General features: G+C 58.6%; 40 protein-coding genes and 1 tRNA gene. 3 read left to right on the top strand and 38 right to left on the bottom strand.

The annotated features are described in order from the left end of the window. Nucleotides 1-75 precede the first annotated feature (75 nt). The 33 genes from Q0D52_RS00580 to Q0D52_RS00420 all read right to left on the bottom strand — a co-directional run bounded on the left by Q0D52_RS00580 (nucleotide 76) and on the right by Q0D52_RS00420 (nucleotide 16,690). The gene (locus Q0D52_RS00580) at nucleotides 76-288 is read right to left on the bottom strand and encodes a hypothetical protein (RefSeq protein WP_294379467.1); all 213 of its coding nucleotides are present in this window, start codon (nucleotides 286-288) and stop codon (nucleotides 76-78) included. Next, nucleotides 257-679: a hypothetical protein gene (locus Q0D52_RS00575; protein WP_294379465.1), complete on the bottom strand. Its 423-nt coding sequence runs from the start codon at nucleotides 677-679 to the stop codon at nucleotides 257-259. The genes Q0D52_RS00580 and Q0D52_RS00575 overlap by 32 nt, the downstream gene beginning before the upstream one ends. Continuing rightward, nucleotides 679-1,275 carry a major tail protein gene (locus tag Q0D52_RS00570; protein ID WP_294379463.1) on the bottom strand — a complete coding sequence of 199 codons (597 nt, stop codon included), beginning with the start codon at nucleotides 1,273-1,275 and terminating at the stop codon, nucleotides 679-681. Before Q0D52_RS00570 ends, Q0D52_RS00575 begins: the two co-directional genes overlap by 1 nt. A gap of 13 nt (nucleotides 1,276-1,288) precedes the next feature. After that, nucleotides 1,289-1,618, bottom strand: coding sequence for a hypothetical protein (locus Q0D52_RS00565; RefSeq protein WP_294379461.1), 330 nt, complete (start codon nucleotides 1,616-1,618; stop codon nucleotides 1,289-1,291). Further along, nucleotides 1,615-1,998, bottom strand: a complete 384-nt coding sequence (locus tag Q0D52_RS00560; RefSeq protein WP_294379460.1) for a hypothetical protein — start codon at nucleotides 1,996-1,998, stop codon at nucleotides 1,615-1,617. Before Q0D52_RS00560 ends, Q0D52_RS00565 begins: the two co-directional genes overlap by 4 nt. Next, a complete protein-coding gene (locus Q0D52_RS00555; protein WP_294379458.1) occupies nucleotides 1,995-2,303 on the bottom strand; it encodes a hypothetical protein in 309 nt (102 codons plus the stop codon). Before Q0D52_RS00555 ends, Q0D52_RS00560 begins: the two co-directional genes overlap by 4 nt. Further along, complete coding sequence (locus Q0D52_RS00550) at nucleotides 2,296-2,613, bottom strand: hypothetical protein (protein WP_294379456.1); 318 nt, start codon at nucleotides 2,611-2,613, stop codon at nucleotides 2,296-2,298. The genes Q0D52_RS00555 and Q0D52_RS00550 overlap by 8 nt, the downstream gene beginning before the upstream one ends. Nucleotides 2,614-2,627: 14 nt before the next feature. Continuing rightward, nucleotides 2,628-3,884, bottom strand: a complete 1,257-nt coding sequence (locus Q0D52_RS00545) for a phage major capsid protein (RefSeq protein WP_294379454.1) — start codon at nucleotides 3,882-3,884, stop codon at nucleotides 2,628-2,630. A gap of 13 nt (nucleotides 3,885-3,897) precedes the next feature. Next, nucleotides 3,898-4,485, bottom strand: coding sequence for an HK97 family phage prohead protease (locus Q0D52_RS00540; RefSeq protein WP_294379452.1), 588 nt, complete (start codon nucleotides 4,483-4,485; stop codon nucleotides 3,898-3,900). Between the two features lie 22 nt (nucleotides 4,486-4,507). Then, a complete protein-coding gene (locus Q0D52_RS00535; protein ID WP_294379449.1) occupies nucleotides 4,508-5,758 on the bottom strand; it encodes a phage portal protein in 1,251 nt (416 codons plus the stop codon). Between the two features lie 20 nt (nucleotides 5,759-5,778). Next, complete coding sequence (locus Q0D52_RS00530; RefSeq protein WP_294379447.1) at nucleotides 5,779-7,500, bottom strand: terminase TerL endonuclease subunit; 1,722 nt, start codon at nucleotides 7,498-7,500, stop codon at nucleotides 5,779-5,781. Then, a complete protein-coding gene (locus tag Q0D52_RS00525; protein ID WP_294379446.1) occupies nucleotides 7,493-7,840 on the bottom strand; it encodes a hypothetical protein in 348 nt (115 codons plus the stop codon). Before Q0D52_RS00525 ends, Q0D52_RS00530 begins: the two co-directional genes overlap by 8 nt. Before the next feature lie 234 nt (nucleotides 7,841-8,074). Next, on the bottom strand, nucleotides 8,075-8,404 hold the full coding sequence (locus Q0D52_RS00520) for an HNH endonuclease (protein WP_294379443.1): 330 nt from the start codon (nucleotides 8,402-8,404) through the stop codon (nucleotides 8,075-8,077). A gap of 115 nt (nucleotides 8,405-8,519) precedes the next feature. Further along, entirely contained in the window at nucleotides 8,520-8,966 is a 447-nt protein-coding gene (locus Q0D52_RS00515) for a hypothetical protein (protein WP_294379442.1), read from the bottom strand. Nucleotides 8,967-8,976: 10 nt separating this feature from the next. After that, entirely contained in the window at nucleotides 8,977-9,414 is a 438-nt protein-coding gene (gene dut, locus Q0D52_RS00510) for a dUTP diphosphatase (protein ID WP_294379440.1), read from the bottom strand. A 9-nt stretch (nucleotides 9,415-9,423) separates the two neighbouring features. After that, nucleotides 9,424-9,858, bottom strand: coding sequence for a single-stranded DNA-binding protein (locus Q0D52_RS00505; RefSeq protein ID WP_294379438.1), 435 nt, complete (start codon nucleotides 9,856-9,858; stop codon nucleotides 9,424-9,426). Then, nucleotides 9,855-10,085, bottom strand: coding sequence for a hypothetical protein (locus tag Q0D52_RS00500; RefSeq protein ID WP_294379435.1), 231 nt, complete (start codon nucleotides 10,083-10,085; stop codon nucleotides 9,855-9,857). The genes Q0D52_RS00505 and Q0D52_RS00500 overlap by 4 nt, the downstream gene beginning before the upstream one ends. Before the next feature lie 2 nt (nucleotides 10,086-10,087). Beyond that, nucleotides 10,088-10,405: an integration host factor, actinobacterial type gene (gene mihF, locus Q0D52_RS00495; protein ID WP_294379433.1), complete on the bottom strand. Its 318-nt coding sequence runs from the start codon at nucleotides 10,403-10,405 to the stop codon at nucleotides 10,088-10,090. A 128-nt stretch (nucleotides 10,406-10,533) separates the two neighbouring features. Then, the gene (locus tag Q0D52_RS00490) at nucleotides 10,534-11,709 is read right to left on the bottom strand and encodes a site-specific integrase (protein WP_294379431.1); all 1,176 of its coding nucleotides are present in this window, start codon (nucleotides 11,707-11,709) and stop codon (nucleotides 10,534-10,536) included. Then, nucleotides 11,699-11,896 carry a hypothetical protein gene (locus tag Q0D52_RS00485; protein ID WP_294379430.1) on the bottom strand — a complete coding sequence of 66 codons (198 nt, stop codon included), beginning with the start codon at nucleotides 11,894-11,896 and terminating at the stop codon, nucleotides 11,699-11,701. The genes Q0D52_RS00490 and Q0D52_RS00485 overlap by 11 nt, the downstream gene beginning before the upstream one ends. After that, complete coding sequence (locus Q0D52_RS00480; RefSeq protein ID WP_294379426.1) at nucleotides 11,889-12,059, bottom strand: hypothetical protein; 171 nt, start codon at nucleotides 12,057-12,059, stop codon at nucleotides 11,889-11,891. The genes Q0D52_RS00485 and Q0D52_RS00480 overlap by 8 nt, the downstream gene beginning before the upstream one ends. Further along, nucleotides 12,052-12,435 (bottom strand): DUF3310 domain-containing protein, encoded by a 384-nt coding sequence (locus Q0D52_RS00475; protein WP_294379425.1) that lies wholly within the window; start codon nucleotides 12,433-12,435, stop codon nucleotides 12,052-12,054. Before Q0D52_RS00475 ends, Q0D52_RS00480 begins: the two co-directional genes overlap by 8 nt. Beyond that, the gene (locus tag Q0D52_RS00470) at nucleotides 12,432-12,836 is read right to left on the bottom strand and encodes a hypothetical protein (RefSeq protein WP_294379422.1); all 405 of its coding nucleotides are present in this window, start codon (nucleotides 12,834-12,836) and stop codon (nucleotides 12,432-12,434) included. The genes Q0D52_RS00475 and Q0D52_RS00470 overlap by 4 nt, the downstream gene beginning before the upstream one ends. Beyond that, on the bottom strand, nucleotides 12,833-13,192 hold the full coding sequence (locus Q0D52_RS00465; protein WP_294379420.1) for a hypothetical protein: 360 nt from the start codon (nucleotides 13,190-13,192) through the stop codon (nucleotides 12,833-12,835). Before Q0D52_RS00465 ends, Q0D52_RS00470 begins: the two co-directional genes overlap by 4 nt. Beyond that, nucleotides 13,185-13,511 (bottom strand): hypothetical protein, encoded by a 327-nt coding sequence (locus Q0D52_RS00460; RefSeq protein ID WP_294379418.1) that lies wholly within the window; start codon nucleotides 13,509-13,511, stop codon nucleotides 13,185-13,187. The genes Q0D52_RS00465 and Q0D52_RS00460 overlap by 8 nt, the downstream gene beginning before the upstream one ends. Further along, entirely contained in the window at nucleotides 13,501-14,124 is a 624-nt protein-coding gene (locus tag Q0D52_RS00455) for a hypothetical protein (protein ID WP_294379415.1), read from the bottom strand. Before Q0D52_RS00455 ends, Q0D52_RS00460 begins: the two co-directional genes overlap by 11 nt. A gap of 467 nt (nucleotides 14,125-14,591) precedes the next feature. Continuing rightward, nucleotides 14,592-15,035 (bottom strand): Lin1244/Lin1753 domain-containing protein, encoded by a 444-nt coding sequence (locus Q0D52_RS00450; protein ID WP_294379412.1) that lies wholly within the window; start codon nucleotides 15,033-15,035, stop codon nucleotides 14,592-14,594. Next, nucleotides 15,032-15,229, bottom strand: a complete 198-nt coding sequence (locus tag Q0D52_RS00445; protein ID WP_294379411.1) for a hypothetical protein — start codon at nucleotides 15,227-15,229, stop codon at nucleotides 15,032-15,034. The genes Q0D52_RS00450 and Q0D52_RS00445 overlap by 4 nt, the downstream gene beginning before the upstream one ends. A gap of 28 nt (nucleotides 15,230-15,257) precedes the next feature. Then, nucleotides 15,258-15,512, bottom strand: coding sequence for a hypothetical protein (locus Q0D52_RS00440; protein ID WP_294379409.1), 255 nt, complete (start codon nucleotides 15,510-15,512; stop codon nucleotides 15,258-15,260). Nucleotide 15,513: 1 nt separating this feature from the next. Beyond that, nucleotides 15,514-15,909 (bottom strand): hypothetical protein, encoded by a 396-nt coding sequence (locus Q0D52_RS00435; protein WP_294379407.1) that lies wholly within the window; start codon nucleotides 15,907-15,909, stop codon nucleotides 15,514-15,516. Further along, complete coding sequence (locus Q0D52_RS00430) at nucleotides 15,906-16,307, bottom strand: hypothetical protein (RefSeq protein WP_294379405.1); 402 nt, start codon at nucleotides 16,305-16,307, stop codon at nucleotides 15,906-15,908. Before Q0D52_RS00430 ends, Q0D52_RS00435 begins: the two co-directional genes overlap by 4 nt. A 17-nt stretch (nucleotides 16,308-16,324) precedes the next feature. After that, the gene (locus Q0D52_RS00425) at nucleotides 16,325-16,456 is read right to left on the bottom strand and encodes a hypothetical protein (protein WP_294379402.1); all 132 of its coding nucleotides are present in this window, start codon (nucleotides 16,454-16,456) and stop codon (nucleotides 16,325-16,327) included. A gap of 12 nt (nucleotides 16,457-16,468) precedes the next feature. Next, nucleotides 16,469-16,690 carry a helix-turn-helix transcriptional regulator gene (locus Q0D52_RS00420; RefSeq protein WP_294379400.1) on the bottom strand — a complete coding sequence of 74 codons (222 nt, stop codon included), beginning with the start codon at nucleotides 16,688-16,690 and terminating at the stop codon, nucleotides 16,469-16,471. Nucleotides 16,691-16,916: 226 nt separating this feature from the next. Between Q0D52_RS00420 and Q0D52_RS00415 the strand changes: the two genes are divergently transcribed. The 3 genes from Q0D52_RS00415 to Q0D52_RS00405 are packed head-to-tail and all read left to right on the top strand — an operon-like array spanning nucleotide 16,917 to nucleotide 19,128. Further along, nucleotides 16,917-17,252: a helix-turn-helix transcriptional regulator gene (locus tag Q0D52_RS00415; RefSeq protein ID WP_294379396.1), complete on the top strand. Its 336-nt coding sequence runs from the start codon at nucleotides 16,917-16,919 to the stop codon at nucleotides 17,250-17,252. A gap of 2 nt (nucleotides 17,253-17,254) precedes the next feature. Beyond that, complete coding sequence (locus Q0D52_RS00410) at nucleotides 17,255-17,548, top strand: hypothetical protein (RefSeq protein WP_294379395.1); 294 nt, start codon at nucleotides 17,255-17,257, stop codon at nucleotides 17,546-17,548. Between the two features lie 32 nt (nucleotides 17,549-17,580). Then, nucleotides 17,581-19,128, top strand: coding sequence for a recombinase family protein (locus Q0D52_RS00405; RefSeq protein WP_366930319.1), 1,548 nt, complete (start codon nucleotides 17,581-17,583; stop codon nucleotides 19,126-19,128). Here the strand turns inward: Q0D52_RS00405 and Q0D52_RS00400 are convergent. The 5 genes from Q0D52_RS00400 to Q0D52_RS00380 form a co-directional block, all read right to left on the bottom strand. After that, nucleotides 19,079-19,154 (bottom strand) — tRNA-Ala (locus tag Q0D52_RS00400). The genes Q0D52_RS00405 and Q0D52_RS00400 overlap by 50 nt on opposite strands. Before the next feature lie 102 nt (nucleotides 19,155-19,256). Then, entirely contained in the window at nucleotides 19,257-19,589 is a 333-nt protein-coding gene (locus tag Q0D52_RS00395) for a Veg family protein (protein WP_281624064.1), read from the bottom strand. A 325-nt stretch (nucleotides 19,590-19,914) separates the two neighbouring features. Beyond that, a complete protein-coding gene (gene rsmA, locus Q0D52_RS00390; protein WP_294379392.1) occupies nucleotides 19,915-20,820 on the bottom strand; it encodes a 16S rRNA (adenine(1518)-N(6)/adenine(1519)-N(6))-dimethyltransferase RsmA in 906 nt (301 codons plus the stop codon). Continuing rightward, nucleotides 20,813-21,853: a flavodoxin family protein gene (locus tag Q0D52_RS00385; RefSeq protein ID WP_294379390.1), complete on the bottom strand. Its 1,041-nt coding sequence runs from the start codon at nucleotides 21,851-21,853 to the stop codon at nucleotides 20,813-20,815. Before Q0D52_RS00385 ends, rsmA begins: the two co-directional genes overlap by 8 nt. Next, complete coding sequence (locus Q0D52_RS00380) at nucleotides 21,850-22,926, bottom strand: TatD family hydrolase (RefSeq protein ID WP_294379388.1); 1,077 nt, start codon at nucleotides 22,924-22,926, stop codon at nucleotides 21,850-21,852. Before Q0D52_RS00380 ends, Q0D52_RS00385 begins: the two co-directional genes overlap by 4 nt. Between the last annotated feature and the right edge of the window lie 105 nt (nucleotides 22,927-23,031).

The following is a 23,031-nucleotide window of genomic DNA, read 5'->3' as shown; positions in this document are numbered from 1 at the left end:
TCTATTCGTTTATTCAAAGATATGAGCGCATAGAACAGCGCACCTTCTCAGGTGCGCTGACGCTTTGCGCTCGCATCACGCCCAAAACGCCGCTTCGCCTTTGCGCGATTCCTCGTCGTCTTGCGCATAGGCGATTGCATCATTGACGAACGAATGTATGTCAAGCAGCGTCTGCACCTGCCGATAGCTGAGCTTTTCCAGGTCGTTTATCGACAAGCCCGCCTGCTGGCACTCGTAGATATAGAGTGCGTCGCAGCTACTTTGCAGCTCCGTCGGCAGCGGTGGCATCGGATGCTTCGGCGGTCGCGGGCTCCACGTCCTTTCCTGCGTTCGGAAAAAAGTTCTCCTGGACGATGCTCATCACGTCGGTAGCCCAACCGTCTGAACGCTCCAGGTCGTACGCGTCGGCGGGGAAGCCCTTCACCCACTCATCGAACGGCTTGAGCTTGCGGTCGGCGGTCTTCGCGCACGCGTAGAAAATCTCAAGCAGCGGAACCACTGGCGCGACGCTTGAGCAAGCCTGAACCTCAAGAACCATCGACACGTCTTCGTTGATGTCCTTCGGTCGCTTGCTCCCGTCAGCTCGGGTCACGCTGAACTCGCGAGAGAACACAATCGGTGTGAACGCGTTGCATGCGACTGGGTACGTATCGCCGCCGACGGCGATCTCTGCAACCATTACGCGACCTCGGACTCAGGCGCGGGCGTGAGCTGTATATCGACCTTCTCAAAGAACTTGTCATAGTCTTCAAGGTCGCTGTAGCTGTCATAGAAGCTGCCTCGCCATTTCGTGGGCAGCGTGACGGGACGCCAAGTCAGATCGTAATCGAGCTGCGTGATGTCGGGCTTTTCCTCAAGCGTCTTCGCGTCCATGCTCGGAGCCTTGAGCTGGCATTCGAGGAAGCAGCGGCGCTTGCTGATGACTTCGCCAGGCTGCTCGCACATGAAGGCGAACTTTTTTGGCTTCTTCCCAGACGTTCCGAGCACTCGTCCCTTTGCATCGATGTCGAAACCAACGATATCGGCGAAGAGCTTACGCATCTCAGCCGTGCTCTCTGTATCGTAGAACGAGATGGTGCCGGTGCCGCCGTTGTCCTGGTTCTTGTCAAGCCACGGTTCATTGTCGCCGTAGCTCGTGGAAGTCTCCACGGACGGCTCCATCTTGATTTCGACCGTGCCAGGAATCTTTACGGGAGTGGCATAGGTAAATGCGTCTTCGTCACTGAGAACTGCGATATGCGAGTTCTTAACGCCGAAGAATCCGTTTCGTGGCATTGCATGCCCCTTTCTAGTATTCAAATACGTTTGTCTGGTAGGCGATCTCGATAACGCCTTCGCCGTCGATTGGCGTGACGGTTTTCGAATAGGCGAAGCCAGCATCATCGAGCGCGGTTTCGACACGCTGCTCAAGCTCGTAGTCGCGTTCTGCGCAGTAAAGGCCACAGTCGTACGGCATCCACCGCAGGTGCGCCACATTGTCGGCGTACGCGGCTTCTCCGTAGCTCGCTTCAATCTCGATGTACGGCGGCACAGGCAGCTCGTCGGGCTGGAACGCTCCGTTGCTGAACGGCAAACCAAACGACTTAAGCACCGCCACAAGCTCGTCAAGAGAGTTCATCGCTCACCGCCTTTCGCGAACTCGGCGGCAACCTCGTTGTACACGCCCTCGATTACGTGGTCGCCAGCGACGTGCCCAGGGTAACGCCCGCTCTGGTTGGCGATCGCATGGCCCTTTTCGAGCAGATGCGTGAGCTGATATTGCTTATTGTGGACGATGCAGCTCGTGCCCGTATCGTCCGTCTCAACGCTCGCCGCCCAACCTTTGGCGTAGCTGCCGCCGTGATGCTCTCTCTTTCGGCTTCGCTCGCGCAGCAACCGTACGGCCTTCTGACCAGCGGCGCGGGCGTTGCTTTCGAGCGCCTCTGTGTCATCGTCGATGACCTCTTGCATGTCGTTCACGATAATCGCCGCCAAGTCGTCGATTTTGATGCTGCTCATCTGTTGCCCGTTTTCTCAACAAGCGTCAGGCGCACGTTGTCGGCACCACTCATCTGCTTGTTGTCAACTGAGTACGTGGTGCCGCCTAGCTCCACAAGAGCCTCTCCCGAATACGCACAGGTGCGGATACCGATAATCGCCTGCGGTTTCACGCCAGCCTGGGCCGCCGCATAGTACGCCGCCGCGCTCATCGAGTACACGTTGCACGGCACGCGTCTGCGGCGTTCCTTCTTATGAGGCACCCCCTTGTCATCGCGCTCGGTCTCGGTCGCGATGAGCGTGCATACGCCATTCCAGTTACTCATCGGCTGGCTCCGTCCTGTATGCCGAATCGCCGCTCATTGAGGTGAGCATGCATTCGAACGACTTCATGAAGCGATCGGCGTCCGGGTTGTCCATGCCGAAGTTCGCCTTGACGTAGACCTTGATGGCAAGGCGGATACGCCCGTCGGAATCGTCGTTGGCCTTCTCGGGAAGGACGCCGCCCGCGACCAGCTCGGCGCGGGCGGCTTCGATGACGTCTGTAATCTCTTCGTCGAAGTCGTTGCAGAAGGCGGGGATGCGCAGGGCGGCGCGGCACGCGTCGAGCAGCTTGCTCTTGGCTTTGTCGGCCATGGCGCACCGCCTGCCTAGGCGGTCTTGATGGTCAGCTGGGCGAACGACTTGGGAACGGCAAGGCCGCAGTCGATGAGCTCATATCCGTCGAAGCAGCGGTTCTGGGTTCCGTCGGGCGCGATGTAGGGCATCACGTCGGGGCCGTCGAACACGTTGCCCTTGAACAGGTCGGGGTAGCCCGCGACGATCACGCCGTCGGCGATGGAATCGTCGCGCTTGACCAGCTTGCCGAAGATGTGCCCCTCGACAGTGGGGTCGGCGTTCTTCTCATCGACGAAGTAAGAGCGACCGTTGCCGTCCTCAAGCATGGCGATGTAGTTCCAGATGACATTGTTGTTCGCGTAGATGATGGCACCCTTGGGCGCGGCGTTTCCGTAGGTGTAGAGCTTGGAGAGCAGGCCAGCGAGGTCGGCTTTCGCAAGCGCTTGTGCCTCGGCCGTCTGAATCTTGTTCGCGGCATCCATGCCGTAGGACGTATCGACCAGGCGCGCGTGTGCATGCGCGTTGCAGCCAACGGACAGGCGGGCGGCAATCTCGCTCACGAGATAGGACTCGAAAGCTGCCACGGATTGAACGGCCATGCGGCGGCTCATCTTCACGGTCTTCTTGATCTCCACGCCCTCGAACTTGAGCGTGTCGAAAGTGTTCTTCTCGTCATCGGCAGGTGCTGCGCCCTCATCGGTCTGCGCCGCATCGCCCTTTTCGATGCCCGTATGGCGGATGATCTCGAACTGGTGAGGGAAGTTCTGCTTCGGCATGTCGCCCCACAGCACGGCGGTGTTGTCGATGAGCGTGATGATCTCGTTTTGCAGCTCGACGGGAATGACGGAATCGGTGTTGCTCGTCATGTGGTTGAAGGCGGCGCGCTGTTCCATGGCGTGGTTCTGCGCCGCGCGCTCCACGTCGGTCAGGGCGTAGCCCTCGACAAGCTGAACGCCGGAACGCTCAGCGATTCCCTTAACCCAAGCGCGGCGCTCAGCCGCCTTGTAATCGGTGATGTCGTAGGCGTTGCCGGTGCCTACGACATTGGCGGAACGCGCCAGCGGAACAGCATCCACGCGGCGTGCGGTGCCGTTCTCGATGGCTGCGCGGGCTGCTGCGACGGTCGCGGCGCGGGTGTCGGCGGTCGCGGTCTGCTGCGCGCGAATTTCGTTGATGCTCTTCGTCAACTCGGCCATGCGGGCGGCATCCTCATCGGTCGGCTCGGCGTCATCGGCGGAATACTTGTCGATGAGCGCCTGAAGCTCTTTCAGCAGGTCTTCAAGGTTCATGTTTGTTTCCCTTCTAATTGGTGGCGATTGCCATTACTGCACGCGCCTTAACCAGCGCGTTCTTGCGGCGCACGTGCTCCCCGTGCGACTTCTCAATCACTCCGTTGAGAAGGTTTCTTGCACTTATTTCGGTGTTCGGATCAGCTGGAAGGCTAACTGCGGACACGTCATAAATCTTCTTGACGCGCGTGATCGTCGTGGTGTGCGTGTCTCGGTCGTACTCGGACGCGCCGATGGTGAACGCCCACGACATGCGCGTGACAAGGCCGTTGTCGATTTCCTCGAATCGGTTGCGGGCGGCGTCCGACTTCGATAGATCGGCCGCCATGAAAAGCCCGTGCTCGTCGGGCTCGACGATGAGCGTGCCGTTCGATTGGCGCGCCAAAACGTCGCCCCTATGGTCGAACTGCATGATGATGTCGCTCATATCGGTGTCGGCGAAAGCATCGGGACTGATGACCTCTCGATACTCGGTGCCGTCCCACGGGTCTACCCACAGAACATACGGGTCATTGAAAGTCGAGGCGTATCCCTCAACGTAGTAGTCGGATTCGATGCGCTTCTCGCGCTTGCCATCATCGGGCAGGCTGCGCAGCACCATCGACATCGTTCTGTATTGCCGCTCATTCGGCTTGGCTGGCATCGTCGTCACCGTCCTTCTTCTTATTACCGTCGATTGCCGCGACGTTTGCGTTTACCTCAGCCGCCTTCGCGGCTTGCTCGGATGTGTGCTCGCTTATCAGGTCGAGGTCGATGTACTCTCCGCGTATCACGTGGCGGTCGCCGCCATCGTAATGCGGAAGCTGGAACACGTCAGCGCCCTGGTTGCCCGTCATGATCCCTCGGTCGTAAAGCGACGTGACGACGTTGAGCTTCGTTTGGTTGCTCGCGAACTCAAGGCGGTTCGCGGAAAACATGATGCTGTTGCCGTACGCGATCTCGTTCGGCGTGAAGGTCATGCACGTGAGCACGTATCCAAGCTGCACCGCGAAAACCTCTGTGCGCCCCTCATAGAACGAGTTGTATGTTTCCTCGTCGGCCTTGTTCATAACGATGTCTTCGCACGAGCCGAAGAACCGATATGCAGCCTTCTCGATGCGTTCCATCTGGGCGGCGTCCACCGTGTAGCTCTGCGGCGTTATCTGCTTGACGTCGTTGTATTTGTTGTCATAGACAGCTATACCGCCAGCGTTCGCCGAACCGAGCTGCTTGTTGAATTCCTTTCGGGCCTTCTCCAAGTCTTCGGGATTGCGGTTCTGCGACATCTTGCCTATGAAGCGAATGGCCGCACCTTGCTCGATGGCCGTCTTCTCAGCTTCGTTCTGCGCGTGCATCAGCTCTAGCGTCGGATTGAGCACGTTCGTCCCGTCGCCGAACAAATCGCTTCTGAATTGGTGACGCGTCAACACGCCGACGCGCGACCATTCGAGCATGGTGGCGTCACCGCCAGGGAAAGACAGCTTGAGCCACAGTGTGCCGCCGACGTCGTAGGCTTCGCACTGTCCCGGAAGGACAGGATAGTAGCCCGTGATGGTCTCGGCGTTCCCGTCGAGGATGGGAACGATAAGGCACGTGTCGCACACGTCCAGCATCGTCGAGATGCGGTGCAGGAACTGCGGCGTCGTCATCCACGGGTTCGGTTGCCATTCGAGCGAACGCGTTGCCAACCGCTGCGCGGTTCCCGAAACCTCGGGTTTCAGCTTGCTCGCGTGGTCGGCGTTTCGCTCGATGATGCTTCGCGTCAGCTCCGCTTCGTAGATGCCGCCACTCCACGTCGTGAAGCGCGGTGAGTACGCCGTGAACGTCTGAAAGTAGCCGTCCACGGCCTGCATGATCGGCTTGTGGAATACGGCATCGAACATTGAGCGAAACATCGACGTTCGTTTAGCCACGTTTAACCTCCAATCATGCTTCTGAAATCGTCCATCATGTCTTTCAAGACCACGAACGCATCGCATTCCGCCGCCCAGGCGTCTATACGGTTGCGCGGGTCTTGGTTCTTCTTGTCGGGCGCAATGTTTCCGTTCGCGTCGCTGCGCACCGCAACGTTCGAGCGACACCACTCGGCTATGGGGTTGGCGTTATCGACTACGCGGTTCTCCTTGTACAGGGCGCGTAGCTCCTTCATCGGCATCGAGAGCGTCTGAGCGCCTTGGATGACCTTCTTGAAGTTGTCGGCTCCGAAATAGCCCTCGTAGGCTTCCACCGTCGGCACGTCGCGCATGTGCCACGGGTCGTAGCCGCACGCGACGGCGTAGATGCCACATTTCTCGCGCACCTCGTCCACCCAATCGAGCACGAGCCGCTTGTCGATAATTGGCGTCGGCGACGTTCGCAGAAGCCCGCGCGCAATCCACGCGTCGTAAGGCACGCCGTCGCGACCGCCGCGCCGTCCTTCCGTTTCCGCCTGTTCCAAGGCGCGAAGCGGAATCCACGCCATGTGCATCGCATATATGCGCTCGTCGTTCGGGCGCATCATCAGCAAGCATGCGGCGGTGAGGTCAGTGGTGTCGGACGCGTCAACGCCGAGCACCGCATAAGAAAAAGACCCGTCGGACGGGTCGAAAGTGTCATCGTTGTGTATCTCAGCCCACGTAAGCCATGCTTGGCTCTGGTTCTCGATGAGGTTGAAGTCCTTGACCAGCAGCGTCGGCAGGAAAGTCGGGTCATCCTTGGCCTTCGAAACGTTTTGGCGCAAGCCCTCAAGGCTCTTGATGGTGCCAAGGCCAGGGTTCGCCTTAATCCACGCCGATTCCTCTTGCCACTCATCGCGCTCATCAAGCTCGAAGATGAACGCTATGAAGCGCTCGGCCTTCTCACCTGTCGCCTGACCGTCGAGCCATTTGGTGGCGTATTCGTACTGAGCATCGAAGATGCCGTTCCGAACGAAACCGTTGGTAGTGATTTCCAAAACAAGCGGCTGGCGGCGGGCGGACGTGCCCTGGATAGTCAAGTCGTACAGATCGCGGTTCTTCATGGCCGCGAGCTCGTCGACGATGGCCCCTGAGATGTCGAGGCCGTCGAGGTGGTTCGTGTTGGCTGACAGCGCCTTGATTGAACCCATGTTGAGGTCGCAGTAAAGGTCGCTCACGCGCTTTCGCACGTGCCGCCCCAAAGCGGGCGACGTGAGCACCATTCGCCAGGCGTTGTTGAAGCCCTTCGCCGCCTGGTCGTGGGCCGTGGCGACGTTGTAGACCTCTGGCGCGCCCTCATCGTCGTTGATGAGCAAGTCAAGCTCTATTGCGGAGGCGAGCGCGGTCTTGCCGTTCTTGCGCCCCATAATCCAGAGCACTTCGCGGTACTGCCGCTTCCCCTCGACATCGACGAAGCCGAAAACGACCGACAGGATTGCGCGCTGGAAAAGCTCAAGCTCGAAGGGCTGTCCGAGCTTGCCGGATGGAAGTCGGCAGAAGCGCTCGATGAAGCTCACGTGCTTCTGCGCGTATTCCTCGCGGTAGTGGTACGGATACAGCGGATCGTCGTTGTCCAAGTCGCGAAGGACGATGGCGGCGACCTGCCGCATCTTCGCGCACGAGGTTATCGTTCCGTCGAGGATGCCGCCGAAGTACTCGCGTATCGCCTTCTCGCACGAGCCAGCGGCCTTCTTCCTAGCCACCGAACCTCGTCTCGTTCAGGTAATCCATGAGCGCGTCGGCTGACGTGCTTCCGCTCGGCATCATGTCGGTGATCTGCTTGATACCGCGCGAGAAAGTTGTGAACAGCTTGTTGTACGCGGAAAAGCCAGGATGCTCGCGCACCCCAGACTGACCGCCGCCGTTGTCGTACTCGGTGAAGATGCTTTCGCCCATCAGTTCCACGCGAGCCTGGTCGAGCTTCACTTTGAGAAACGCGATGTTCGACATGAGAGGCATGATGGCCGTGCGCTTGTCGTCTGGAATGACGTCCTTGGTCAGGCGTTGCAGCCTTTTCAGCTCGTTTTGGTAGAGCGACTGCACCGATTGCCCGCTCCGCTTCGGGGGACTTTTCGCAACTTTCGGCGAAATCTCGGTACTTTCGCATATTTTCCGCTTCGCCACAAGACCACCCCCGTTCTGAAAACCTCTGCGCGCATAAATCTATCTCCCGGCGTTGGTGCCCTAGGCTAATCGCCTTGGTTTTCGAACGGGGGGATGCCGCATCGCTCTGACCTGCTGTTTTGTTGTCTCTGTTTTGTGAGCTGCGAATTGTGCTCAGTCTGTGTGTTCGTTGCTCAGCGAAATCAAGTTGCCGTCCTCGTCGAACGCCAAGCCTTGCCTAGTGCTGCCTTGTCTCACCCAACCGTGCACCTTCTTGTGGCACAGGTCGCACAGGCTCACTAGGTTGTCGAGGTTTGTGCTGATGTTCGGATCGCTGATGTTCGCTGGAGTCAGCTCCACGATGTGATGAACCATGACCGCTGGCGTCTCCATGCCCCGAGCCAAGCAGTGCTGGCAAAGGTAGCCGTCGCGTTGCAACGCCTGCTCGCGAGCCTGTTCCCAGTCGGTCGAATGATAGAAGCGGTATGAGAAGCCCTTAGCCATCGCCGTACCTTCCCAACAAAAAAGGGACGCGAGCCGAGGCCCGTGTCCCTTTCGTTTACCTAATCCACCGTAGCGAACTTTAGCATAAAGCGGGAAGTGAAGGGAAGTACTGTTTTCAATTTTCCTTGAGCCACGCCGCACCAGCAGCGTCGATGTACCTGAACGCGGCATTGCACAATTCGCGGCACCACTTGGGCGAACACTGCATAACGGCGGCAACGTCAGCCCATGGCATTGCCTGGCAGTAGCCCATACATACAGCATCGGCGTAGCGGTTGCCCTTGAGCTTTGCCAAGCCGCCGTGATTGTCGTTGCCATACAGCACGGCGCAGGCTTCATCGACGGCGGCGTTGCTCTCAACTATGCGCAGCTCCAAGCGTCGCTCGAAGTCTATGCGCCCGTTAACCGCATCCATAGGGTCGCACGAGCCGCCGCCACCGCCAGCCGTGTAGCTCTGAGCCTTTGCCCCTTCACGAGCCTTGAGACGCGCAAGTATCTCTCTTGACTTCTCAAGGCTCGCTACTTCGTCGCGTATGCCCTCAAAGTATTCCTTGGCATTCACGACGCATCAGCTACTCGATGCCGGTAGAGCCGAAGCCGTCTTCGCCGCGATCGGTGCTGCTCAGCTCGTCGACCTTCACCAGGTCGCACGGCACGAACGGCACAACGACCATCTGGCAAACCCGCGAGCCTTTCGGCAGATACACCGTGTCGCAGCTGAGGTTCACGAGCGGCGCGCACACCTCGCCTCGAAAGCCGCTGTCGATGACTCCGACGCCGTGGCTGAGCGTGACGCCGTAAAGGCTCGAAAGGCCAGAACGCGGGAACAGCAGCCCAACGCATCCTGTCGGAATCTCAAACGCGCATCCGAGCCCGACGATTGCCCGCGCGTTCGGCTCAAGCCTGCAATCCTCGGTGATGCACAGGTCGAAGCCAGCATCACCGTCGTGCGCGTAACGCGGCAGCTCTGCGCCATCTGACAGCTTCACGTTCAGTTTTCGTCCTTGCATATCTACCCCCTAAAACGGAATGTCCTCGTCGTAAACGTCAGGCGTGTACGCCTGTTGCGGCTGAGCCTGGTAGGGCTGCTGGGCCTGCGGCTGCTGCGGTTGCCTGTAGTTGGTCATGCCGATGATGTTGTCGACGATGACCTCCAGCTTGCGGCGGCGTTGTCCGTCGGCTTCCCATGTGCTCATGCGCAGGTGCCCCACGACGGCCAGCTTTGCGCCTTTTTGCAGGTAGCCGTTGGCTTGCAGCGATTCGCCGCGCTTGCCGAACATCGTGCAATCGACCCAGCTGGTTTCGTCCGCATAGCTGCCGTCTTGCTGCTTGCGCCTGTGGTTGACAGCCAGCGAGAACGACGTAATCGCCATGCCGCCAGCCGTGTACCTCACCTCGGCATCGTTGCCGATGTTCCCGCTCAGCGTGCAGGTGTTAAGGCTCTCGGAACTCATCGGGCACCACCTCCGACGATTGCCAGCGCCATGAAGGCGAAGACCGTGATGGCCGTCGCAATCGCAGGCAGAACCAATGTGAACGCGCCGCCCGTGAACAGCAGGGTGAGCGACTCGACAAGGCAGAAGAAGCAGAACATCAGAACCACTGCGAGCAGCACAGCGGCAACGGTCGTGAACAGAGCGAAGCGGTTGATGCTCGTGCGGCCATCGTCACGTTTCGCCATGCCTACCACCTCACCAGGGTAGACAGCAGGTTCGCGCGCTGGTTCTTGCCCAAGCCCTTCACCTTGCGACCGCTTGCGATGCGCAGCTTCTTCATGAGCGCGTCGGCGCGGTTCTCGGCGTATCCGGGCAGCGCCGTAATCATCTGCTTGACGCGCATGCCAGCCGCCGCCTGATCGCCTTCGTCTGCAAGCTCGAAGAACTTCTCAAGCGGCAAAGCGCCCTTCTTCAGTTGCTCGCGGTACTCTGCTCGGCGATGCCTAACCTGCATTCCCTTGGCAAGGTTCTCTTGCCTTTGCTCTTTGGTCAAAATCGGTACCATTTTCTCTATCTCCTTATTCTTAGGTGGAATTCGCACCATGTCGTTTTCAGAGCCGCTTGTTTCGCGGCCTGAACTGTCTTTTCGTCGGCGTCGGCAAAATGGTTAGCGCGATGCCGTTTACACACCGTTTACACACCTCCCAAGCTGTCCGCGAAGCTCTCGAAAGCCTGCGCGGCGGCTTGGTCGCGGCCCTTCATCAGATGCGCGTACGTCTTGAGCGTGGTCGATTCGTCGGCATGTCCCAAGCGCTCGGAAAGCGTCTTGAGGTCGACGCCCTCGGCAAGGCACCACGTCGCGTGAGTGTGGCGAAGGCTGTGGAAGGTGCATTTCTTCGACAGCCCCAATCGGTTTCGAAGGCGGCTGAAAGCCTTTGAGACCGTGTTCGGGCGCATGTACGAGCCGTCTACGGTCACCAGCGGCGCGTTGGGCGTGAGAGAGCTGCAAAACCCGTCCTGCAAGCCCAGGAAGGCGTACACGGCGGCGAAGTCCTTCTCGGTAAGGCTCACGTTGCGGCTGCGCTTGCTCTTGGTCGTGTCCCTGCGCTCCACGCCGCCGTGAAGCTCGACGACCGTTCCGCACACGTGGATGTAGCCGAGTCGACGCGACACGTCCCGCCTGCGCACGGCGCACACCTCGCCGACGCGCATGCCCGTATGGAGCGCGAGCCATGCGGCGAACGAGTAGGCCGCCTGGCGCATGGTCTGCGCATTGAGCACATCGGGCGCGATTTCGCTTGAGAGCGCCTTGTTCAGCGTCTCGAAATCCCATTCGTCGATGGCGATCGCCTCATGCTTTTCCTCGCCAGGCTCTTGAACGTAGAACATCGGGTTGCTCTCGCAGATGCCAGCGTTCACCCAATGGTTGTATGCGCCGCGCAGGAAGTAGTGCACTCCGCGAACCGTGTTGCGGCTCAAGCCCTGGCCGTTCTTGTCCTTCGGCAAGAGCAGCTTCGTCTCGAAGTCGTTGAAATCCATCACGGTCAGCTCGCCAACGGTTTTCCCGGCTAGGTATTCGGCAACGTACTTCGTGGACGTCTCCCAGCGGTTAGCGGTCGCGGGTGCTATGTCCTTGGCCATGCGTTCGGCCCTGTACTCGACCAAAAGGTCTGCTATGAACGCGCTCTTGACCTTGCCGCCAGCCGATATGCTCGCAACCCACTCGTTCGCGAGCTCTTGGGCCTGTGCCCGCGTGCTCGCTTCGGGAAAGCTCTTGCGAGGTCTGCGCTGCTTGCCGTCAACCGTCTTTCCAAGGTACGGTTGCGCGTACCAGACACCCTTGGCATCCTGCTTGACCTCAACGCCCATGGCTTCCGCCCTTGTCGTTGATTACCTCGATGGCATCGCCAACGATGTCAGACCACATGACGAGGTCTTCGTAGCTGACCTTCACGCTCTCGCGCTCGCGCTTCTCGCACGTCAGGATTCGGCGGCTCATGTCCTGCGAGACCATGCAGAGGTTGTCGAGCACGTGCCGCTTTCTGAGCCTACTCATCGAAATCACCACGCGTTACCGTCACCGTAACGCCAGAAACGCCAAACGTGCGCAAGAGGAACAACAGCGACACGACTAGATCGCTCGCGGCCTTCTGGATGTCCTCGACCCTTGCGTTGTTTACCCCGTCCTTGATTTCGATGCCGAACTTAACGCTACTCATCTCCATCACCCTCAATCGCGCGAATCACGTTGTCGATGCACTCGCGAGCTTTTTTGAGGTCTTCGATGCCGTTCTTGTCGCGCCATCGCCACAGGTACTTGAACGCGCATCCCTGCATGTATGCCGTATAGGCGTCCGTACCGAGCATGGATTCCATTGCCGTTTTGCACTCGATGCCCGTATGGCCTGCGTAGTGCGAGGGCTTGGTAACAGGGTCGTAGCCGCGAGGGTTAATCGTTGAGCCGTTGATGTCACATGACGTGAGCTTTGAAACGTCGAAGTTGTCAAGCTCACCGTTCTTGTTTGCTTCGGCAACGGCCTTCTCGAGGTTCTCGGGGTCGGTCAGATCGCCGACCCGTTTGACGTATGAAGTCATTCCTTGCCGCCTTTCTTGCAGTTGCGCCAGACGCGCAAGCAGTTGACCAGTGTCGGATTCGCCTTGATTGCGAACTCAAAGTTGAGGGCATCGGCATCTATAGTTACCGCTTCGGCCCTGATGCCCATGTCGCCAAAAAAAGCACGAACGTCGTCAATAAGGACTGGAACCATTCCGTCGGAATCTCGCTTGACCTCAATTGAGGTAAACCCTCGCTCGCCATAGATTCCACGACCAACAACAATTGGGTCGGGTGCATCAATTCCGCATTGACGCATATAGCGCCGAAGCCACGTGGCATGCATTACGTCCTTAACGGCAATCGGGACGCCGCTTTGAGCGGAAAGCTCAAGCAGCCGTGTCGTTTTCCCCGATCTGCGCGTTCCAACGATGCAAATCATTCGTCTTCCTCCTTCGCGCCCAACCACGGATGTGGGAACAGAACCCTTGCACGGCATCCAGGGCAGTATTTCAATCCGATAGGCTTGTACGGGTATTCGGGCTCGAACCAGCTGTATTCGCCGCCCCAATCGAACATCAGCTCTTGCCCGCATTCGGAGCATGTGAAGCAGCTGCAATCATCGGAAGGCTTGTCAACCCGCAAGCACTGGTCTTCCCCATCCCAAACGGTGTCGAACACCTCCGGAATGAACTCACACTCTTTATCGGGCACGTACAGCTTGCCGTCGCATTCGATGATGTCTGGCTCGCCCTGCGGTTCGAGCAGTCGCAACACGCGGCTTTCTTGGCTAGCCATTGGCGACCATCTCCGCGCCGCAATGTGGGCAGAAATGAAGAACCATTCCTATCTTGTCTGTCTGCGCCTTGCAATGACATTCGGAGCACTCAAACCATTGGATTGCACCTACTGGCTGCATTCCGCCATGGCTCGCGATGTCGTGGCATATCGGGCGGTCTATCAGCTCGGCAAGTCGTTTGAACACGTCATAGCCGCGAGTGCACTGAATCGCATCACGAATGTTCTTGCTCTCGCGGGCGGTCGGTACCGGCTCGGACGGATAGAAGCGACGCAGACGCTCCGCGTACATATGGCATTGCCTGCTGCTAACCTTCATCGTTCGCCACCTCTAAAAGCTGCTTGAAATCGACCTCGTGCAAGATCTTGTAGAGCTGCTCGACTTGCGGAGAGCGCCACGCCGTCATGGCGTAGGTGTACGGGTCGGTATAGTGATAGTCGTTGCGCTTGATGTGCTCTTTGGCTTCGCGAAGCGTGAGGAACATCGTGTTCTCGGCGATCTTCGACTCGCGCGTCTCATAAGCAACCTCGGCACACTTCGCGCTCGCGTATTCCTCAATGAACCTCTTAGCTTCATGCTCGTACCACCACCTTACGCAGCCGTCGGCATCAACGCTGAGGCAGAAGTCATCGAGCTTTTCTTGCGCAAACTCTTCGCCGCCAAAATCGACGTTTGACTTGTGCGCGAGCTTCAAAGCTTCATCGAATGTCATGCTGGAAATGTCGCCAGTGTCGTCGTAGAACGTAACTCGATAGATGTCGTCATCGTCCGTCGCTTGGCGGTACTCAAACGTTTTCACCACCCAAAAGCGAGGGTCTGTCTGACACAGATGCGGCTGCGTGTTCATCTCATCTTGCAAAGCGGCAAGGAACTCGATGTCTTCGCGGGTGATCTGTCGCAGCTGAGGTTTACTCGATTCGCTCATTGCCATCGACCTCCTTCGCATCCTTCTTCAATGCCCTGCACTTCCAGCAAGCATTGCGGTCTTTGATGAACCAATCCTTCGGTCGCTCGATTCCGCAATAAGGGCATCGGCGAGTTGCGATCTTGTTGATGTAGCTACCAAACGGCATCCGCATCACCGTCCTTTGTTGAAAACTCTTCGATTGTTGAAAACTGGTGGAAAACGTGTTGAAAACTATGTTTCGAGCGATTGGAAAACTCGAAAATTCGGCGCGAAAACGAACGTCCGCAAAGAAAGAAGCAAAGAAAGTGAGACTTGCTTGTTACATAACGCCACAAGCACGTTTGCGGGTTTTGGGTTTGGGTTGGGTTGTGACCCAACCCAAAACCCGCCCTGTATTGTTATGTATTGTATTGTTAGGGTTTAGCCAATCGCAAACCGATGGTTTACCGCTGGTTTCTTTCATGAACATCCGCTTTACCGCCTTTGAACTGCTATTTCATCGGCTCTGACTTGTTCTTGCGCGGTCTCCCGCCTTTGGCTCCGTTCGCCCTTTGCATACCGAAATACAGAGCGTTTTTCTGCATTCGACCGCTCTCGATGCGCCCTTTTCCGTCTCGCGTCAGCAAGCCGACCTCAAGCAGGCAGTCGATGAACTCCTTGCAATCGTCGACGCTCGAAATCTCGTCGAAAGCGCCAGCCTTGCGCATGCCTATCTGCTCGGCGAGAATCAACCAGTCCTCGTCCGTCTCCACGGGCAAAGAGTGCGTCGTGGTGTTCGCCAGAATCTCGCACAGCCGCCACCACGCCCCATAACCTTCGTTCCCGTAGCGGAACAGCAGTCTTTGGCACTTCTGGTCTTGAGCCGCGTTCGCGTCGTGCTGGAACCACGCCATCGGCTCTTGCGCCTTGTCGTGCACCTCCTTGGCAACCATCATTCGTCCTCACCTCCTTCGTCCATCACAAGCCCCTTGCTCACGCCGTGAAGATGCCAACCATCCCATAGGCAGTGACCGCACTCGCGGCAGTTCGTCCAGATCAAGACGCCGCGAAACATGCACCTGCTTTTCGGCTTGTTGCCAGTGGCGTTGAAAAAGCCGCTCTCGTACTCGCACGCGCCCGGCTCAGGCATGGGCGGCTCTTCGAACAAGCTCAGCTGGTCACAACTGTTCGACATACTTCTGGCTCGCGGTTCGGATGATTCCCATCAGATGGTCTTCGGGGTCTCCCGCCTTCAAGCGGCCATCGACCAGAACGGAAGCGTATGCGAGCGTGGAGCAGATGATTTCGCCCACGAAAGCGGCGTCGAAGTCGATGCGCTCGCCGGTGACGCTGTTGCCGATATGGCATTCCTCGATGCCGTGTGCGACGTCGGAAACCTCGCGAAGCTGCTTGACGATGTTCTTGCGCAGCATGTCAGCCTTCTTTCTTCGTGTCGTAGATGGACTTGCGCGTCTCGATGTTCAAATCGGGATGCCGTTCCAAAAGCCAACGGCTCAGAAGCGGCGTATCCGTGTTGTTGATGGCATAGGCGTGTTCTTGTCCGTTTCCATCCATGAACGGAACGCCCGTAATCTGATGCGAACCCTCATAGCGCTGCTTCTCAATGAGGTACTTGGTCGATACGCGCATGCCGCGCTGATGGATAGCCAAGGCCGTGAGTTCGATGCTTCGAAGCGTCTTGGGGTTCAGCTCGCACCATTTGGCGAACAGCTCTGCGCGGTCTTGAATCTTGAGCGGAAGCGGGTAGACCGCCATTCGCTCTTGCCGCATCACGCTTTCGAGCGGCTGGGTGAAATCGTCGGTGTTCATCGCGCATCACGTCCGATCAGATGCAGGATGAACCACACCTCGCCGCCGAGCAGGATGAACGGAAGCCACCAGCAGCCAAAGGAATCGCAAAACCAGATAAGCCATTCCGCCGCCGCCATAGGGACGATGCCGCACAAGCACAACGCCGCGAAAATGTAGACAAACCAACGGATAACCTTCGGTTTTCCTGCTAGAATCTCATCGTCATTGCTGTGGAGGTTTTGACGATAGCCCGTGCGCGTTTGCCGACGTGCGCGGGCACCTTCTCTTTGCAGACTTGCGCGGCCTCTCTGACCGTCGTAAAGAACCGACGCTGATACGCACTCGATGCGTTGCGGCGGTTTCGAGTGTCCAAAACCACCACGCAAACCAGTGGTTTCTTGCTTGGTTTCATACATTGGAAACCCCTCCTTTCTTAATGCTTGCGAATGGTGAAAGTGGTGTGCTTGAGCGCGTATTCCATGCCGAGCCCAACGCCGACGGCAACAGCCGAAGCGAAGAAGCCCCACAGGCCGACTACCTGGAACAGCTCGTCAACCCATTCCATTACGCGACCTCCTTACTTGAATTCGGGGAAAGTGCACAGATCGTTTGGCGTGCAGTCCAAAGCGGTTGAAAGCTTTACGATGCTTTCCAGCGTCGGCGAGCAATCGCAACGCTCGTACTTGCCGATTGCATCAACGCCGACACCGGACGCTTCCGCAAGCTGCTGTTGCGACCAATGCTTCTTGACGCGACGAACTCTCAGATTGTCCGCAAACGCATGTTTCAACTCGGGCATATGTTCACCTCCTTTCAATGAGTGTTCATTAGGTTTGTATTGGCTTTAGTCAATACAAACCGTATTCTTTTACGTGTAGTAAAAGAATCAAAATCAACGTGAATCACGTTGACGGCTACAGACAATAAACGTGTTTAACGTACTTTGCAAGCATGAATTACGTATTTTCTTGATTAACGTACGTGAATCACGTAGAATCGGCGTTGCAGCAACGAAAGGAGGGTACATGGAATATCAATTGAAATTGAAAGAGCTTCGCAAGGCCGCTGGCTTTGCGACACAAAAGGCGTTTGCCGATTTCCTCGGTATAAAAGAACGCAAATATGCGTCATGGGAACGTGGCGAGGTTGGTATTCCGCTCGAAGACGCTTTCATGCTATGCGCAGCATTGAAATGTACGCCGAATGATTTATGCGGCTTTCCAAGCACGGGGACAAGCGAAGATGACTTGACCAGCGACGAGCGCGAGATTGTAGACAACTACCGCGAAAGCTCGCCGCAGTGGCAGCAGAACATAGCGATGACCGCAAAGGCTGCGGCAAGCGAATCGAGGAAGGATTAAGGATGGGGATTTTTAAGAACCAGCGCGAAGAACTTGCACGGCAAGAAATTGAGAAGGCGATTGAATCTGTTCCAAATCCAGATGGTCGCGTACACGTAATGCTGATTCGCTCGTTTGGGCAAACGTTCAGCGGTCAGGTTTTTGGAGCTGACCAGAAATACAACGAGCAGATAAATGAGGTTCTTAATGCATTGCAAGAGAAAGGTCTTGAGATAATACGTGTCGATACCAACTCAGTACCCGATCAGGGCATCAGTGGCGCAGACCGTTATGACACGCTGATTACCTACAGATAGCAAAATGCCCTGCATCCATCCGCCAAGACCGGATGCAGGGCGCGCCATTCCACAGACAACTGAAAAGGCAAGGTGATAATACCATGGCAAAGGGTAACCGTGCGGCCATATATGCACGTTTCAGCTCGCACAACCAGCGAGACGAGAGCATCGAGATTCAAGTCGATAAGTCGCGCGAGTTCTGCGACGAAAGCGGCCTTACCGTCGTTCGCATATATAGCGATTACGCTAAAACGGGTAAAAACACGAACCGCGCCGAATTTCAGGCAATGTTGAAGGATGCCCAAAAGGGACTCTTCGATTACGTCGTGATATACAAGGTCACGCGCATCATGCGCAACCGCGACGAAATGGCCTTAGCGCGCATCATGCTTCGCAAGGCAGGCGTTGAAATCCTCTATGCCGGTGAAACGCTCGGCGAGGGCTCGACGAAGGTTCTGCATCTCGGCATGCTCGAAGTGCTTGCCGAGTATGAGAGCGCCGTCGATAGCGAGCGCATCCGCGACGGCATCCAGAAGAACGCGCAACGCGGCATGGCAAGCGGTCAGCGCCTGTACGGTTGGGATGTGATAGATGATCGTTTCGTTGTAAACGAGCGCGAAGCCGCCGTGATGCACAAGATGAAAAACATGCTGTTCTCAGGCTCGACCATTGCCGACATCCAGAGGGCCATAAGAACCGAGCGAACCAGGCGCGGAAAACCGTTCTCGCAAAGCACGATTAAAAGGCTGCTTACACGCGAGCAGAATTGCGGCGTGTATAAATACGCGGGCGTGCGCATGCCGAACGGCATGCCTGCGCTGTGGTCGCACCAGGAACAGGATGAAATAGCGAGCATCCTCAGCGGGCGCGGGCATAAGCACCGCGTCGTTGACGGAGAGCAGCCCTATGCGCTCAGTGGCAAGATGTATTGCCACGAGTGTGGCAGGTGGTTCGTCGGAACCTCTGGAACTGGAAAGAGCGGCAAGACGTATTACTACTACCGCTGCCCAAAATGCCGCCGAACGTTCCGCCGCGACCTCATAGAGGATGCAGTTGCCGACACCATACTCGAATCAATACATGACCCAAAGGTGCGCGAGCGCATCATCGCAACTCTCGAAATGATGATCGCTGAAACTGCCGAGGATGATGCGCCAAAGGAAAGCGAGCGCATCACGGCAGAGATTAAGCGCATAGACGCGGCGTTTGAGCGCATATGGCACGCCATAGAGGACGGGATAGCGCCCCCAGGCGGCAAGGATAGGGTTGAGGAATTGAAAGCCCGTCAAGCGGCTCTGAAAGAGGAATTGGAGAAGGCGCTTGAAGCGGAAAGCGCCGAAGACTTGAGCCTTGATGACTATCTTGCATGGCTCGACACGCTAGGCGCGGAATCTGACCCGTTCGAAATCATCGACACGTTCATACGATTCATACAAATCGACGGCGATGAAGTGCAGCTGTTCTTTAGCTTCGACAATTGGGATGATGACTTTATGCCGACAAAAAAAGACGAACCCCTGATAAACAAGGGTTCGTCTAATTACCATGTGGTGGAGATGATGGGATTCGAACCCACGACCCCTACGTTGCGAACGTAATGCTCTCCCAGCTGAGCTACATCCCCATGGGTATTGCGCTTTGCGCGAGAAAGTATTTTCCTCGTTCAAACGCTGTTTGTCAAACACTTCTTCGCGGGCATCCGCAAAAAGTTCACGGTTGAAGCCGCTTACGACAGAACGCGCTCCTCCATGAGGGGAGATTCCATACCCGGCTCGTCGCCCTCGGGAACGAAAGGCTCGAACAGCGGCTCGCCGTTCTGCGACAGCTCGACCATGCCAGTGAGCACGTCGACGTACTGATACGACTGGCGGGCGGTGCGGCCGCGCTTGCGATCGACTTCCATGATGAACAGCTGCGGGTGCACCTGCATGAGCGTGCCCTCGCTCTCGACGATCTTAGAGCGGCCCATGTTGGCGCGCACCTTCAGGCGTTGACCGACGAAATCGTGTAACGTATCATGAATGGAGTCGACGATTTGCGCTTGTTTCGCTAAGTCCATAGTTGCTCTTTCCTACATAACACACAGATAACAGCTCAAAATTGTATCATGCAGGTCAATGCACGCTTACTTCTCCATGTTTTGCACCTAATTCCATAGCATTTCCCACACAATAGCCATATTCCAGGCACGTTTTATCTTGCAGGCAGCGTTTGATGGGGCGCGCAGCAATGCAGGCTTCCCTGTTGCCGGCTTTGCTACCGGGAAACGCTGCGGGCAAACGAACCCACACCTGCCAGACTGCTGCAGACTCGCATTCCTAACCCCGCATCACGCAAAAAGGGCCGCGACGCACGCGGCCCAAATAGCATATCGGCTTCCATCGCTAACCCTGCTGCAGCGCCAGCAGCGCCTTGCCCATGTTCACGAACTCCGCCAGCGAGAGCGTCTCACCGCGGCGCTTGGGATCGACGCCCGCTTGCTCGAACAACTCGGGCAGATGCGGCGCCACCGCAGCGCCATTGGCTCCACGGCCAGCGAAGTAGGTTTTGCACGAGTTCGACAGCGTCTTGCGACGGCTGGCGAACGCAGCATCGGCCATGGCGCAAGCGGCGCGCACCACTTCCCCGTCGAGCGGTTTCCCCTGCTCATCAAGCACGGGCGTGCGGTTCAGGCGGATGACCGCGCTGTCCACGCGCGGCGGCGGGAAGAAGTTGTTCGGGCTGACCGGGAAACGCCCAGCCGGCTGCGCGTACAGCCGCAGCTTCACCGTGTAGGCGCCGTAGTTCTTCGTGCCCGGCTCGGCGGCCATGCGGTCGGCCACCTCCTTCTGCACCATCACCGTTGCCGACTCAAGCGACTCGATACGCTGAAAATAGTCGAGCACCACCGTTGCGGCAACGGCATACGGCAGGTTCGCCACCAGCTTGTTGGGGGCCTCTTGCCCATCCAAGTCGGAAAGCTGCAGGTCAAGCGCATCCTTCTGGATAAGCGTGAACGAATCCCACCACGGCTCCAGCGTTTCGGCCAGCACGGCGGGCAAGTCGGTGTCGCGCTCGATGGACGTGACGTGCTTCGCATTCTGCAGCAAGGCCATGGTGAGCGTGCCGATGCCGGGGCCGATCTCGAGCACGTTGTCCGCGCCCTCGAGCTCCGCAAGCGCCACGATCTTCGCCACGATGGCCTCGTTGACCAGGAAGTTCTGCCCGAGCGAGTACTTAGCCGAAAGCCCGTGGTCCACCAGCACCTGCCGGGTGACCGACAGGTTGGCCAAAGACGATACGCTACCCACGGCGCTTCCCCTGCTTGCCGCGGCCGCCGCCTTGCTTCGAGCCGCCCTTGCCGGACTTGCCCTGCCCGCCTTTGCCCTTGGGGGCGTGCGGGTTCTCGTGCTTGGCCTGCACCGTGCCGTTCGTGCCGCGCTTGGCGTTGGCGTGTTTCTTCTGAGCCGAACGCTTACGGCCGTGCTGCGCCGCATCGATGCGGCGGCCGTCCTCGTCAAGCTGGATGACCTGGCGCTCGGCGCCGTTCTCGCCCAGGTTCAGGCGCGCGCGGTTCTGGCGGCGCTGCGCCTGGGATGCCAGTTGAGCGGCGAAATCGTCCTCGGCGAACGCCTCGGGCTCGTCAAACTGCTCCACCGGCTCATCCTCGGCCAGCAGCTCCTGCACATCGGCCGACTGGTCCGCCATCTTGCCCCCGGCGAAGGCGCGCACCACGGGCCCCTCGACGGGGTACTCGTCGGCCTCATCCACGATCTCGCCGGATTCGTCGATCTTGCCGACCCAATCCAGCACGCGCTCCAAGCGGAAGCCCGCCACCGCGGCGGCGGAGCGGACGCACCCCACAAGCGGGTCGAAGCCATGCGGGTCGCCGCCCTCGCCCACCACATGCAGCGTGCACGGGCGCTTGCGCGCACGGGTACGCGTCCAGAAGTACGGCTGGAATCGATCGAGCATGCACTTGAGCTGCGAAGACGGCCCGGCGAAATACACCGGCGCCACGACGATCAGCTCGTCGGCGTCCTCGAGCAGCGGGTACACGTCGTCCATGTCGTCGCGGATGGCGCAACGGCGCGGCGCCTCGTCCTCGGCGCGCTGCTCCTCGAAGGCCTCGTCCTCGGCGGCCTCCTGCTCGGTCATCGCGCCCTGCGCCTTGCGCTTGCAGAAATCGCAGGCGTTGCAGCCGGCCACGTCGAGCGTGGACACGGGCGCCAGGTACACTTCGTCTTCCGGGCATTCCTCGATGCAGCTTTCGAACAGAAGGTCCGCAAGCGCGCCGCTTCGCCCCTCGACGCGAGGCGAACCAACGATGATCAGGCGTTTCATTCGCAATTCCTTTCAGTTGCGGCGGTTTGCGCGTGTTCGATCTGCCAGGCGGTGGGCTGGCGGTCCAGCAATGCGCGCGCGTTTTGCGCGATCTGGGCCAGCATCTCGTTCCTGGCCTGCTCGGTTTCGCACCCGAGCATCTCGGCCATGCACGCCGCGGTGAACACGGTGTGCGCCGGGCCGCACGGCATGCCGCGCATGGGCTCGGGCGTCATGTACGGCGAATCGGTTTCGGTGAGCAGCAGGTTGCGCGGAGTGCGCGCGACCGCATCGCGCGTGTCCTGGCAGCGCTTGAACGTGAGCGCACCGCCCAAAGCCACGAAGCAACCCCGATCGACCCAAGGCTCAAGCGTTTCCCAGTCCAGGTCGAAGCAATGCAGCAACGTGCCCGCCTCGGGGAAGCCCTCCTCGCACAGGATGGCGAACGCCTCGTCATGCGCCTCGCGCACATGCAGCGCCGCGGGAAGTCCCGTAGCGTGCGCCAGGCGGATTTGACGGCGAAACGCCCGCCGCTGATCCTCGCGCGGCGACAGGTCGTAATGGTAGTCCAGGCCTATCTCGCCCACGGCGCATACACGCGGGTCGGCCAAGCGTTTGACCAGGCGCGATTCCATTGCATCATCGTAAAAGCGCGCGTTATGCGGATGCACGCCGGCCGCCAGGCGCAAGCGCGGCAGCGGGCGCGACGCCGCATCGGCAGGCAAGGCGAAACACGCCGCATCGGCGCCATCGGGCAGATGCGTCAGCTCGTCGCCGCCGGCGGCCAACACCTCGCGCGTGCGCTCCACCGCTTCGGGCAGGCGCGACCGCGCTTCGGCAAACCAGCCATCGAAGCGCTCGAACACGTTCGGGGCGTCCTCCTGCACATCAATGATGTCGCAGACGAAGCCCACGCCCCACGCCGCGCAGCGCGCGAACTCCAGCGCCGGGTCGGCCAGCAGGTGCACATGCGCGTGCGTGTCCACCACCGGACCGGCAAGCCGCGGCGGCTCCACCAGGCGAAACCTTCCGTGCTTACGCTTCTGCCGAAACAGCGCGTCATCGAAAACCGGTTGTTGCTCTTCCTCGGCCATGCATCCCTTCCCTATATATACAGCAGGGCGAAGGGTCCTCCCCTTCGCCCGGACACTTAGTGCTACGTCCCCAAAGCGTCCGACGTCGGAGCCCGGGACGTCGCG

This window comes from uncultured Senegalimassilia sp., assembly GCF_934630535.1.
In the GTDB taxonomy this organism is placed as follows: Bacteria; Actinomycetota; Coriobacteriia; order Coriobacteriales; family Eggerthellaceae; genus Senegalimassilia.
The sequence above is the reverse complement of the archived record's forward strand: the minus strand, read 5'-3'. Positions and strand labels throughout refer to the sequence as shown.

What these genes read in the sequence shown, in the direction of transcription:
- Q0D52_RS00415 (WP_294379396.1), top strand. Translation starts at nt 16,917, where the DNA reads ATGGAATATCAATTGAAATTGAAAGAGCTTCGCAAGGCCGCTGGCTTT.
- Q0D52_RS00550 (WP_294379456.1), bottom strand. Translation starts at nt 2,613, where the DNA reads ATGGCCGACAAAGCCAAGAGCAAGCTGCTCGACGCGTGCCGCGCCGCC.
- Q0D52_RS00560 (WP_294379460.1), bottom strand. Translation starts at nt 1,998, where the DNA reads ATGAGCAGCATCAAAATCGACGACTTGGCGGCGATTATCGTGAACGAC.
- Q0D52_RS00505 (WP_294379438.1), bottom strand. Translation starts at nt 9,858, where the DNA reads ATGAGTTCCGAGAGCCTTAACACCTGCACGCTGAGCGGGAACATCGGC.
- Q0D52_RS00385 (WP_294379390.1), bottom strand. Translation starts at nt 21,853, where the DNA reads ATGAAACGCCTGATCATCGTTGGTTCGCCTCGCGTCGAGGGGCGAAGC.
- Q0D52_RS00475 (WP_294379425.1), bottom strand. Translation starts at nt 12,435, where the DNA reads ATGACTTCATACGTCAAACGGGTCGGCGATCTGACCGACCCCGAGAAC.
- Q0D52_RS00380 (WP_294379388.1), bottom strand. Translation starts at nt 22,926, where the DNA reads ATGGCCGAGGAAGAGCAACAACCGGTTTTCGATGACGCGCTGTTTCGG.
- Q0D52_RS00405 (WP_366930319.1), top strand. Translation starts at nt 17,581, where the DNA reads ATGCAGGGCGCGCCATTCCACAGACAACTGAAAAGGCAAGGTGATAAT.
- Q0D52_RS00470 (WP_294379422.1), bottom strand. Translation starts at nt 12,836, where the DNA reads ATGATTTGCATCGTTGGAACGCGCAGATCGGGGAAAACGACACGGCTG.
- Q0D52_RS00440 (WP_294379409.1), bottom strand. Translation starts at nt 15,512, where the DNA reads ATGCTGCGCAAGAACATCGTCAAGCAGCTTCGCGAGGTTTCCGACGTC.
- Q0D52_RS00450 (WP_294379412.1), bottom strand. Translation starts at nt 15,035, where the DNA reads ATGATGGTTGCCAAGGAGGTGCACGACAAGGCGCAAGAGCCGATGGCG.
- Q0D52_RS00490 (WP_294379431.1), bottom strand. Translation starts at nt 11,709, where the DNA reads ATGGGCGTTGAGGTCAAGCAGGATGCCAAGGGTGTCTGGTACGCGCAA.
- mihF (WP_294379433.1), bottom strand. Translation starts at nt 10,405, where the DNA reads ATGGTACCGATTTTGACCAAAGAGCAAAGGCAAGAGAACCTTGCCAAG.
- Q0D52_RS00410 (WP_294379395.1), top strand. Translation starts at nt 17,255, where the DNA reads ATGGGGATTTTTAAGAACCAGCGCGAAGAACTTGCACGGCAAGAAATT.
- Q0D52_RS00520 (WP_294379443.1), bottom strand. Translation starts at nt 8,404, where the DNA reads ATGGCTAAGGGCTTCTCATACCGCTTCTATCATTCGACCGACTGGGAA.
- Q0D52_RS00485 (WP_294379430.1), bottom strand. Translation starts at nt 11,896, where the DNA reads ATGAGTAGGCTCAGAAAGCGGCACGTGCTCGACAACCTCTGCATGGTC.
- Q0D52_RS00580 (WP_294379467.1), bottom strand. Translation starts at nt 288, where the DNA reads ATGCCACCGCTGCCGACGGAGCTGCAAAGTAGCTGCGACGCACTCTAT.
- Q0D52_RS00575 (WP_294379465.1), bottom strand. Translation starts at nt 679, where the DNA reads ATGGTTGCAGAGATCGCCGTCGGCGGCGATACGTACCCAGTCGCATGC.
- Q0D52_RS00430 (WP_294379405.1), bottom strand. Translation starts at nt 16,307, where the DNA reads ATGTATGAAACCAAGCAAGAAACCACTGGTTTGCGTGGTGGTTTTGGA.
- Q0D52_RS00535 (WP_294379449.1), bottom strand. Translation starts at nt 5,758, where the DNA reads ATGTTTCGCTCAATGTTCGATGCCGTATTCCACAAGCCGATCATGCAG.
- Q0D52_RS00460 (WP_294379418.1), bottom strand. Translation starts at nt 13,511, where the DNA reads ATGAAGGTTAGCAGCAGGCAATGCCATATGTACGCGGAGCGTCTGCGT.
- Q0D52_RS00465 (WP_294379420.1), bottom strand. Translation starts at nt 13,192, where the DNA reads ATGGCTAGCCAAGAAAGCCGCGTGTTGCGACTGCTCGAACCGCAGGGC.
- Q0D52_RS00435 (WP_294379407.1), bottom strand. Translation starts at nt 15,909, where the DNA reads ATGAACACCGACGATTTCACCCAGCCGCTCGAAAGCGTGATGCGGCAA.
- Q0D52_RS00545 (WP_294379454.1), bottom strand. Translation starts at nt 3,884, where the DNA reads ATGAACCTTGAAGACCTGCTGAAAGAGCTTCAGGCGCTCATCGACAAG.
- Q0D52_RS00455 (WP_294379415.1), bottom strand. Translation starts at nt 14,124, where the DNA reads ATGGCAATGAGCGAATCGAGTAAACCTCAGCTGCGACAGATCACCCGC.
- Q0D52_RS00445 (WP_294379411.1), bottom strand. Translation starts at nt 15,229, where the DNA reads ATGCCTGAGCCGGGCGCGTGCGAGTACGAGAGCGGCTTTTTCAACGCC.
- Q0D52_RS00555 (WP_294379458.1), bottom strand. Translation starts at nt 2,303, where the DNA reads ATGAGTAACTGGAATGGCGTATGCACGCTCATCGCGACCGAGACCGAG.
- Q0D52_RS00500 (WP_294379435.1), bottom strand. Translation starts at nt 10,085, where the DNA reads ATGGCGAAACGTGACGATGGCCGCACGAGCATCAACCGCTTCGCTCTG.
- Q0D52_RS00565 (WP_294379461.1), bottom strand. Translation starts at nt 1,618, where the DNA reads ATGAACTCTCTTGACGAGCTTGTGGCGGTGCTTAAGTCGTTTGGTTTG.
- Q0D52_RS00540 (WP_294379452.1), bottom strand. Translation starts at nt 4,485, where the DNA reads ATGGTGCTGCGCAGCCTGCCCGATGATGGCAAGCGCGAGAAGCGCATC.
- Q0D52_RS00420 (WP_294379400.1), bottom strand. Translation starts at nt 16,690, where the DNA reads ATGCCCGAGTTGAAACATGCGTTTGCGGACAATCTGAGAGTTCGTCGC.
- Q0D52_RS00480 (WP_294379426.1), bottom strand. Translation starts at nt 12,059, where the DNA reads ATGAGTAGCGTTAAGTTCGGCATCGAAATCAAGGACGGGGTAAACAAC.
- Q0D52_RS00570 (WP_294379463.1), bottom strand. Translation starts at nt 1,275, where the DNA reads ATGCCACGAAACGGATTCTTCGGCGTTAAGAACTCGCATATCGCAGTT.
- dut (WP_294379440.1), bottom strand. Translation starts at nt 9,414, where the DNA reads ATGCAAGGACGAAAACTGAACGTGAAGCTGTCAGATGGCGCAGAGCTG.
- Q0D52_RS00425 (WP_294379402.1), bottom strand. Translation starts at nt 16,456, where the DNA reads ATGGAATGGGTTGACGAGCTGTTCCAGGTAGTCGGCCTGTGGGGCTTC.
- Q0D52_RS00395 (WP_281624064.1), bottom strand. Translation starts at nt 19,589, where the DNA reads ATGGACTTAGCGAAACAAGCGCAAATCGTCGACTCCATTCATGATACG.